This window comes from Streptomyces sp. MUSC 14 (genome assembly GCF_001866675.1).
Lineage (GTDB): Bacteria > Actinomycetota > Actinomycetes > Streptomycetales > Streptomycetaceae > Streptomyces.
Genome location: NZ_MLYN01000029.1, coordinates 82,433 through 91,884, shown reverse-complemented (window position 1 = coordinate 91,884; position 9,452 = coordinate 82,433). Strand labels below are relative to the sequence as shown.

Genomic DNA, 9,452 nt, shown 5'->3' with positions numbered 1-9,452 from the left:
CATGGTCCTGATGGTGTGGAACGTCCTGTGGTGGACGCTTGGCGCGCACCGCACGGGCTGGCCGGCATGGCAGGCCGTGCTGACGTGCTCGTTGGTCTTGGCTGTCGCCGTCCGGCGGCCGCTGCCACTGCCGGCACTGGCGGTGGCGTCGGTGACGATGGCCACCGAGGCCGCGGTCGGCCTGTCGGGGATCCTGGCAACTGCCTTGCTGGTGTACGAGGTGGCGGTCACCCGGCCCGCGCGCGTCGCGGCGTACGCGGGCACGGCGGCAGTCGCCGCACAACTCGCCTTGATGATCCCTCTGCAGGGCATGACAGGGTACTCCTGGGGGTTGCCCGGGATGGTCCAAGTCCTCGTCGTCGAGGCCGCCGCCTGGGCGATCGGGTGGTCCACCAGACGGGGCCGCGCCTACACCCGAGGCCTGGTCGTGCAGGCCGAGGAGCGGGCACAGCTCCTCCTCGTCGAGGAACGCATACGCATCGCCCGGGAGTTGCACGACGTCGTCGCGCACAGCCTGAGCGTCATCGCGGTGCAGGCGGGCGTCGGCCACCACGTGATCGGCAGCCGGCCCGACGAGGCCGCGAAGTCCCTCTCCGCGATCGAGACCACCAGCAGGGCCGCGCTGGGGGAGCTACGCTCCCTGCTGGGGGTCCTGCGCGACGACGGCGCCGAATGGCTGCCCGGCGGCCTCGACGACCTGAACACACTCATCGAACAGACCCGACGGGCCGGCGTCCAGGTCGACTTGACGACCAGCGGTCACCCACAAGCCCTGCCCCCAGGTGTGGGACCGCGCCGCCTACCGCATCGTGCAGGAAGCCCTGACCAACGTCGTCAAGCACGCCCGCACCGGCCATGCCCGGGCGACGGTCGCCTACGCACCGGGCGAGGTCGCTCTCACCGTCGTCGACGCCGGAGCCGGCCGCACGACCACCCCGATCACCGAGGGCCACGGCCTGACCGGCATGAAGGAACGGGCCGCCCTCTACGGCGGCGAGGTCCACGCCGGCCCGCTCTCCCCGCACGGCTTTCGCTTAACCGCCCGGCTGCCGTACGCCACGGACGAGCGAACAGCCCAGTTCCCCGTGGGCGCCGGCCTGGAGGGCGCATGACGGTGCGGGTCGTCGTGGTGGACGACGAGACACTGGTGCGTGCCGGGTTCCGGGTGCTGATCGAGTCGGAAGAGGATCTCCAGGTCGTGGGTGAGGCGGCCGACGGGACCCAGGCGGTCAGGGTGATCCGCGAACAACGCCCCGACGTCGCCCTGATGGACATCCGGATGCCCGGTCTCAACGGCATCGAGGCCACCCGCGCGCTGCTCGGCGGCCCCTCTCCGGTGCCCGTCCACCTGCTGGTGCTCACCACCTTCGACCTGGACGAGTACGTCTTCGAGGCGCTCCGCGCAGGCGCCGCGGGCTTCCTCCTGAAGGACACTCCACCCGCCCGCTTGATCGACGCCGTGCGGGTGACCGCCAGCGGGGACGTGTGGGCATGGTCTACCGCACGGTCCCACGGGCCCTGCCCATACCTGTCCCGGTGCCGGCTCTCCCACCCCAGAACATGCCTAGAGAGCCGAGATGGAGGCCGGTGCGCGTTCGGCGCGGCTCAGTGCGCGCAGCACATCAGTCGCTCCATGGCGTCGCAGTGCGATCCGCGACAGCAGGTCCACGACTGTCTCAACGGCCAGGGCCGGGAACGCAGGTGTGGGCAGCCCGACGCTGCACGCGAGGTCGTCGGAGTGGACGATGAGCTCCAGGGTCCGGCTGGTGACGAAGTCGTCGAGGCTGATCGACCACGGTCCCCAGGTCGGGCGGCGGACGAGTCGATCCGGCGCGGCCGGCAAGGTGCCGCGCAGCTCGTCGACGCACTTGGCGACCCGCGCGGCCAGTGCGGCGGGACCATCGGCCGCCTCGTCCTCTCCGCCGGATCGGATGCCCTGGTTGAACGGCGTGTCGATGTCCGAGCCGATCCAACTCACCCGCCTGTAGTACTCGTGGATCGAGATGGCGGGCTCGGAAGGTACGGGCTCAGCCAGCACTGCGGGAATGAAGAAGACCTGCCCGGCCAGATGGCCCGCCAGCCCACGGACGCTGAGCTTCGCCAGCGCGGAGGGCTGGTGCCAGCCGTCTGCGACCGCCGGCTCTGCCAGCAGCCTCCCCGCTGATTCCGCCACGCTCAGGTAGAGCTCCCTGACCTGTGTCACCTTCTCATCCCCCTGCCGTCGGCGATTGCCTCACCGGTCAACATGGCGAACAGGTGAAGCATTCCGGACACAACTCGCCTGGTCCCGTATCGAATGGCTGATCAGATCACCGGCGGCCCCGCCTCGATGCGACGCAGCACCGGACAGAGGCGGTCCAGGTCGGAGCCGGTCTGGACCTGTCGCTCGTCCCACCAGGTGGCGCCGGCGTCGTGCAGCGGGCCGATCACGTCCCTGGCCTTGGCCGCGTCCGGGGGTGTGGCACCGCCGAGCACGAACTCGAAGGGGCGCTCGGCCTCGGCCGTACGGTGCCTGCGCACATAGCCGACCAGCTCGTGTACGTCCGCCACGTCCGGCACATGCCCGTGCCGGGCCGTCTCGAAGAGCGGCACCGCGCCGTCCCACCGCGCTGCCCGCCGCATGGGCGCACGACGCGGCCAGAACCCGCCGATCCACACCGGCGGACCGGGCCGTTGCACGGTGGCGGGCAGCAGCGCCACGTCCCGGACCTCGTAGTGCCGGCCGTGGTGGTTCACCGGCTCGCCGGACCAGAAGCGCCGCAACAGCTCCACTCCCTCGTCCAGCCGCTCGGCGAGGAGGCGCGGCTCGGCGGTGTCGCCGAAGCTTCGGTATTCGTCCTCGACCGGACCGCCCAGGCCGGCGGCGAAGGTCACCCGGCCGCCACTGAGGTGGTCCAGCGTGGCCACTTGGCGGGCGAGTTGCTGCGGACGGTACCGGGGGACCGGCGTCAGCAGTGTGCCCAGTCGGATCCGGGAGGTGGCCAGCGCGGCCGCGGTCAGCAGCATCCAGGGATCTCCGAAGGGACGCCCCTGATGCTGTCGGTGCAGCACGTGGTCCCAGACGAAGAGTCCGTCCCAGCCGGCCTGTTCGGCGGCAGCCGCAACGGTCGCGACGTTACGGGGGTCGGCGAAGTCACCGAAGTTCGGGATGTTGATGGAGAAGCGCATCCCAGCAGGATGTGCAACCGGCCACGAAGCGGCAACCGGATTCGGATACAGGCGGCTTCACGGCAGGCTGCGGACCACGCGTGATCCGTCAGGATCCCCGAATCACAGTCGGACGGACTGGACTGACCAGTAGGACTCCGCATCACGAGCGGGGTCCGGCAGATGCCACGGCCGCCTGGGGAATTGCGGGCTCTGGCGCTGATCTTGTGACGCGGTGGGTGTCAGTGGACTCTGACAGGACGACGCTCATTCCCTCCTCACGGACGACGTTCTCGACCCCGCGGATGACCTCCACCGCCCAGGCGCTCTCCAGCTCGTGGAACACCAGCTCCAGCAATGGGCTGGACGGGGCGCTGTTGCTGCGCCGCCGCTGGTATCCGTACTGGTGCAGCAGCTCCTCCACCCGCTCCCGGGTGGAGGAGGCGACGTCCGCGCGGCCGTTGAGGACTTTCGAAACAGTCGGTGTGGACACTCCCGTCTCGCGTGCGATTTTCGACGAGTGTCGCCGCTCTGGTCACGATCCCTCCTGCGCCGCCCCGGTGTGCGACGTACGAAGTCCTTGCGCCTGTACGGGACGGATGTTAGCTGGTCAGGGCCTCGTCGGCAGGCCCGCATCGAGATGGGCCTGCCACCTCCTTGACGGCGGTCGATGTGACGCCTAGGTTTCCCGCATCATTCGTAACTTTCTTCGAAACTATCGACGGACGGCGAGCCATGGGTTCTCTTCGCGTGACCATTCACCACGGTGCAACCCGGAACAGATTCGCCGCAGTAGCGGCAACGAGCGCGCTGGTGCTCGCTCTGACCTCCGCGTGCGGGTCCACCGGCGGCTCCAACTCCGGGACGATCCACGTCCTCGTCTACGGGGACGCCGCGAACAAGGTCGAGAAGCAAATCGTCGACACGTTCAACAGGACCTCGAAGGTCAAGGCGGTGCTGGACACCATCCCGGGTGCCGACTACCAGCAGAAGCTCAACACGATCATCAACACCCCGCAGGCCCCGGACATCTTCTTCAACTGGGGCGGCGGCAGCATCGCGCCCTTCGCCAAGAAGAATCTCCTGCTCCCTCTGGACGGCATGATCGCCAAGGACCCGGGGCTCAAGTCCAACTTCCTCCCCTCGGTATTCAACACCGCGGTGGTCGACGGCAAGTCCTACGGTGTCCCGATGCGCGGAACACAGCCCGTGCTGCTCTTCAACAACAAGAAGGTCCTGGCGAGCGCCGGCCTGAGCGTCCCGCGGACCTGGGACGACCTGATCAACGACGTCAAGGTGCTCAAGGCCAGGGGACTGACCCCGATCGCGCTCGGCGGCGGCGACCAGTGGCCCAGCCTCATGTGGCTCGAGTACGTCTTCGACCGGGTCGCCGGACCGGACCTGTTCCAGAAGGCACTCGCAGGTGACAAGAGCGCGTGGGCCGGCCCGGACAGCCACAAGGCCCTGGGCATGCTGAAGCAGCTGATCGACGCCGGCGCATTCGGCAGCCACTTCGACTCGGTGAAGTTCACCGACGGCGGATCCCCGGCGCTGCTGGCCAAGGGCAAGGCCGCCTTCGAACTGATGGGCTCCTGGGAGTACTCCACCCAGCAGTCCAACAACCCCGACTTCGCCAAGAACGACCTCGGCTACAGCGCCTTCCCGATCGTCAGCGGCGGCAAGGGCGACCCGAAGGACGTCGTCGGCAACACCAACAACTTCTACTCCGCCGTGAAGAAGACCCAGCACCCCGACGCCGTGGCGGCCTTCCTCAAGCTCATGTACTCCGACGAGTTCGTGAAGGCACAGCTCGGCATAGGCAACCTGCCGACCACCACCAACACGGCCGGCTTCCTGTCCACCTCGGCCAGCCCGGACTACTCGCAGTTCCAGTTCAACCTGGTCAAGGCGGCGCCGTCGTTCCAGCTGTCCTGGGACCAGGCCTACCCGCCGGCGGCGGCCACGCCGCTCCACACGGCTGTTCAGAAGTTCTTCGACGGCAAGACCGACGCCAACGGCTTCATCCGGGCGATGCAGTCGCTGTCCAATTCCTGAGTAGGACCGATGAGCTCACTTTCTCTCGCAGCCGTGTCCGGCCGCCGCCCCAGGGCGCGCCGGACCGTCGTCGGGGTGACCCGCCCGGGCTTCGCCTGGGCCATACCCGCGACCCTGTTCTTCCTGCTGTTCGCGATCCTCCCGCTGGTGCTGGTCGCGGTGCTGTCCTTCACCAGCTGGGACGGCGTCACCGCGCCGCACTTCAACGGCCTGGCGAACTGGACCAAGCTGATCCACGACCCCGTGATGACCCAGAGCATCTGGCTCACCCTCGTGCTCACCGTGCTCGGGATCGTGACGCAGACGCCCGTCAGCATCCTGCTCGGCGTCTGGGCAGCAGGACCCCAGCGCAACCGGGCCGTGCTGTCCGCGATCTTCTTCGTCCCCCTGCTGCTCTCGGCGACCGCGGTCTCGGTGCTGTGGCGCGCCCTGCTCGACCCCAACTTCGGCATCCCCGGCCAGCTTCCCTGGCTGTTCGGCAACGGCAACCTGCTCGGCAGCCAAGCCGGTTCGATCGCGGTGCTGACCTTCGTCGGAATGTGGCAGTTCACCCCCCTGCACGCACTCCTCTACCAGGGCGGCGCCCGCGCGGTTCCGCAGGTGCTCTACCAGGCCGCGGCGATCGACGGGGCCGGCACCGTACGGCAGTTCCTCCACGTCACCCTGCCACAGCTGCGCAACACCATGATCACCTCGGTGATCCTCATGGTCGTCGGCGGGCTCACCACCTTCGACACGGTGCTGATCCTCACCCAGGGCGGCCCCGGCACGGACACCACGGTCAGCGCCTACTACATGTACGAGCAGGGCTTCAAGGAATTCGACTTCGGTGCCGGCTCGGCCATCGCGCTGGTCCTGGTCGTGGTCGCCACCCTCATCTCCCTGGCCGTGGTCCGGCTCTCCGGCTACGACAAGATGCGCAGCACGGCGGAGGGGATCTGATGCGGCAGCACCCCAACTACCTTGCCGGGCTGGGCTCCCTGATATGGCTCGCTCTCGTCGGTCTGCCGCTCTACGTGCTGCTTGTCGCGACCCTGCGCACCACCTCCAACTACTCCGACCAGGGCCCGCTGAGCTTTCCGTCGCAGCTGACCCTGAGCAACTACTTCACCGCGTTCTCCAACGGCTTCGGCCAGGACTTCCTCAACACCCTGATCGTCACCGTCAGCGTCGTCGGCATCGTGCTGGTGGTGGTGCCGCCGCTCGCCTATGCCATCGTGCGCGCCCAGGGCCGGACCATCACCGTCGTCTTCCGGTTCTTCCTGCTGGGACTCGCGATCCCCGCGCAGGCGGTGATCGTTCCGATGTTCTACGTGATCAGCCAGGCCGGGCTCTATGACCACCTGATCGGCGTCATCCTGCCCACCGCCGCGTTCTCACTGCCGGTGTGCACCCTGGTGCTGACCGGGGCGATGCGCGACATCACCCCCGACCTGTACGAAGCCATGGCGATGGACGGAGCCTCCCCGCGGCGGGTCTTCAGGCAACTGGTCCTGCCGCTGTCGAAAGGCGGGCTCTCCTCCATCGTCGTCTTCTCGGCCCTGCAAGCCTGGAACGGTTTCCTCTTCCCACTGATCCTCACCCAGTCGGACTCGACCAAGTTGATCACCCTCGGCCTGTACAACTTCCAGACCGAACACGGCGTCGACGTCCCCGGACTGCTCAGCGCCGTGGTGCTGTCCATGCTCCCCGTCTTCGTCGTCTACCTGTTCGCCCGCCGCGCCCTGGTCCAGGGGCTCATGGGGGTCGGAGGAAAGTGACCGGCAACATGAACCCCGACGTCGAACTCACCACTCCTGTGTGGCGGGACGTCTCGCTCGACCCCGCCATCAGAGCCGACGCCCTGATCGCGGCCATGACCCTGCGGGAGAAGACAGCGCAGCTGGTCGGCGTCTGGGTGGGCGCCTCCGACGAGGGCGGCGAGGTCGCCCCGCACCAGAACGAGATGGAGGAGCCGCCGGACCTGGACGAGCTGCTGCCGCACGGTCTGGGCCAGCTGACCCGGCCGTTCGGCACCGTTCCCGTGGACGCCGCCGTCGGTGCGCTCTCGCTCGCCCGCTCCCAACAGCGCATCGTCGCCGCCAACCGCTTCGGCATACCGGCGATCGCCCACGAGGAATGCCTGGCCGGGTTCGCGGCCTGGGGGGCGACCGCCTACCCGGTCCCGCTGTCCTGGGGAGCGACCTTCAACCCCGAGCTCGTGCGCACCATGGCCACCGCCATCGGGACCGACATGCGCGCCGTCGGCGTCCACCAGGGCCTCGCCCCCGTGCTCGACGTGGTGCGCGACGCCCGCTGGGGTCGCGTCGAGGAGACCATCGGCGAGGACCCGTACCTGGTCGGCACTCTCGCCACGGCCTATGTGCAGGGCCTGGAGTCCGCCGGGATCGTCGCCACGCTCAAGCACTTCGCCGGCTACTCCGCCTCGCGGGCCGGCCGCAACCTCGCGCCGGTCACCATGGGCACCCGCGAGCGCGCCGACGTCATCCTTGCCCCGTTCGAGATGGCGCTGCGCGAGGGCCGACCACGCTCGGTCATGCACGCCTACACCGACACCGACGGCATCCCCTCAGCCGCCGACCAGGAACTGCTCACCGGTCTGCTCCGGGACACCTGGGGCTTCGACGGGACCGTGGTGGCGGACTACTTCGGCATCGCCTTCCTCAAGCTCCTGCACGGCGTCGCCGGAAGCTGGGACGAGGCGGCGGGTCTCGCCCTCGCCAGCGGCGTCGACGTCGAGCTGCCGACCGTCAAGACATTCGGACAGCCGCTGCTCGACGCGGTCGAGGCCAGCACCGTCCCTGAGGAACTGATCGATCGCGCCCTGCGCCGGGTCCTCGTCCAGAAGGCACAGCTCGGCCTGCTCGACCCTGGCTGGAACCCGCTTCCGCAGGCGATCTCCGGAGCCAAGCTCAGCGATCCCGAGGCGCTGCGCGGCAGCGTCGACCTCGACCCACCGCCCAACCGGCGGCTGGCGCGCGAGCTGGCAGAGCAGGCAGTCGTGCTGCTGCGCAATGACGGCACGCTGCCGCTCGGCCGCCCCCGCCGGATCGCGCTGATCGGCCCCAACGCCGACACCCCGACGGCCGTGCTGGGCTGCTACTCCTTCCCCGTACACGTCGGCTCGCAACACCCCGGGGTTCCGGCCGGAATCGCGCTGCCCACGCTGCGCGAGACCCTGGCGGCCGAGTTCCCCGACGCCGAGATCCTCTCCGCACCCGGTGCGGCCGTCGACGGCGACAGCAAGGCCGGCTTCGCCGAGGCGGTCACGGCGGCCCGTGGCGCCGACGTCGTGGTGCTCGCTCTCGGGGACCGCGCCGGCCTGTTCGGCCGCGGCACCAGCGGCGAGGGATGTGATGTCGAGTCGACGCAACTTCCCGGCGTGCAGGAGCAGTTGCTCGAAGCCCTGCTGGATGCCGGCACGCCGGTGGTGCTCGTCATGCTGGCGGGTCGCCCTTACACACTGGGGCGCGCCGAGACGGAGGCGGCGGCGATCCTGCAGTCCTTCTTCCCTGGGGAGGCGGGCACCGAGGCGATCGCCGGCGTGCTCAGCGGGCGAGTGAACCCCTCCGGACGGCTGCCCGTGAGCGTGCCGCGGCACAAGGGTGTCCAGCCCTCCACCTACCTGGCCGCCCGGCTGGCCCAGGACAGCGACGTGTCCAGCACCACTACCAGCGCGGCCTACGGGTTCGGCCACGGGCTCGGCTACACGGAATTCGAGTGGTCCGCGCTCGACGTCAGCGTCGCGGAGACCGGCACCGACGGCAGCTTCCGGATCGCCTTCGAGGTCCGCAACACCGGCGAACGCCCAGGCTGCGAGGTGGTGCAGTTCTACCTGCACGACCCGGTGGCCTCCGTGGTCCAGCCGGTGCAGCGCCTCGTCGGCTACCGGCGCTTGTCCCTCCAGACCGGGGAAGTCTGCCGGGTCCTCCTGGAACTGCCTGCGGACCTGGCGTCCTTCACCGGCCGCGGAGGCCGTCGCATCGTCGAACCAGGCGAGCTGGAGTTGCGGATCTCCGCCAGCAGCACCGACCACCGCATCACGGTCCCGCTGCACCTGACCGGTCCGGTCCGGGAAGTCGACCACACCCGCATGCTGCACCCCGTGGTCACCGTCGAGTGCCGCTGACGCTGCGAGAGGCCGCGCGCGTACATCGACGTGCCCAAGGCCCGGCTGACACCGGTCAGTGAGCACCCGACCGAGCGCCGTGGACACCTTCGACGTCACTTCCCGGGCGGCGGGAGCCGGT

Annotated in this window: 8 protein-coding genes and 3 pseudogenes; 7 read left to right on the top strand and 4 right to left on the bottom strand. The window is 69.2% G+C overall.

What is annotated here, in order from left to right:
* A partial coding sequence (locus BIV25_RS52925; protein ID WP_256255934.1) for a hypothetical protein occupies positions 1–312 on the bottom strand: 312 nt, incomplete at its 3' end.
* On the opposite strand from BIV25_RS52925, the pseudogene BIV25_RS54440 reads away from it, so the two are divergent.
* From BIV25_RS54440 to BIV25_RS47195, 3 genes and pseudogenes are all read left to right on the top strand, one after another.
* Positions 293–652 (top strand): annotated as a pseudogene (locus BIV25_RS54440) (sensor histidine kinase); the annotation flags it as partial. The gene BIV25_RS52925 and the pseudogene BIV25_RS54440 overlap by 20 nt on opposite strands.
* A gap of 130 nt (positions 653–782) precedes the next feature.
* Positions 783–1,112: an ATP-binding protein gene (locus BIV25_RS20180; protein ID WP_071373749.1), complete on the top strand. Its 330-nt coding sequence runs from the start codon at positions 783–785 to the stop codon at positions 1,110–1,112.
* Positions 1,109–1,453: pseudogene (locus BIV25_RS47195) on the top strand (response regulator transcription factor); the annotation flags it as partial. The gene BIV25_RS20180 and the pseudogene BIV25_RS47195, both read left to right, overlap by 4 nt.
* Positions 1,454–1,564: 111 nt before the next feature.
* Here BIV25_RS47195 and BIV25_RS20175 read toward each other — a convergent pair.
* The 3 genes and pseudogenes from BIV25_RS20175 to BIV25_RS20165 form a co-directional block, all read right to left on the bottom strand.
* Positions 1,565–2,203 carry a maleylpyruvate isomerase N-terminal domain-containing protein gene (locus tag BIV25_RS20175; RefSeq protein WP_071373748.1) on the bottom strand — a complete coding sequence of 213 codons (639 nt, stop codon included), beginning with the start codon at positions 2,201–2,203 and terminating at the stop codon, positions 1,565–1,567.
* 101 nt (positions 2,204–2,304) lie between these two features.
* Entirely contained in the window at positions 2,305–3,168 is an 864-nt protein-coding gene (locus tag BIV25_RS20170; RefSeq protein ID WP_071373747.1) for an LLM class flavin-dependent oxidoreductase, read from the bottom strand.
* A 226-nt stretch (positions 3,169–3,394) separates the two neighbouring features.
* A pseudogene (locus tag BIV25_RS20165) lies at positions 3,395–3,658 on the bottom strand (LacI family DNA-binding transcriptional regulator); the annotation flags it as partial.
* 224 nt (positions 3,659–3,882) lie between these two features.
* Between BIV25_RS20165 and BIV25_RS20160 the strand changes: the two are divergent.
* The 4 genes from BIV25_RS20160 to BIV25_RS20145 are packed head-to-tail and all read left to right on the top strand — an operon-like array spanning position 3,883 to position 9,331.
* On the top strand, positions 3,883–5,202 hold the full coding sequence (locus tag BIV25_RS20160; RefSeq protein WP_079176752.1) for an extracellular solute-binding protein: 1,320 nt from the start codon (positions 3,883–3,885) through the stop codon (positions 5,200–5,202).
* A gap of 9 nt (positions 5,203–5,211) precedes the next feature.
* On the top strand, positions 5,212–6,144 hold the full coding sequence (locus BIV25_RS20155; protein WP_071373745.1) for a carbohydrate ABC transporter permease: 933 nt from the start codon (positions 5,212–5,214) through the stop codon (positions 6,142–6,144).
* On the top strand, positions 6,144–6,962 hold the full coding sequence (locus tag BIV25_RS20150) for a carbohydrate ABC transporter permease (RefSeq protein WP_071373744.1): 819 nt from the start codon (positions 6,144–6,146) through the stop codon (positions 6,960–6,962). The genes BIV25_RS20155 and BIV25_RS20150 overlap by 1 nt, the downstream gene beginning before the upstream one ends.
* Positions 6,963–6,970: 8 nt before the next feature.
* Positions 6,971–9,331, top strand: a complete 2,361-nt coding sequence (locus tag BIV25_RS20145) for a beta-glucosidase (protein ID WP_071373758.1) — start codon at positions 6,971–6,973, stop codon at positions 9,329–9,331.
* The last annotated feature ends 121 nt before the right edge of the window (positions 9,332–9,452 follow it).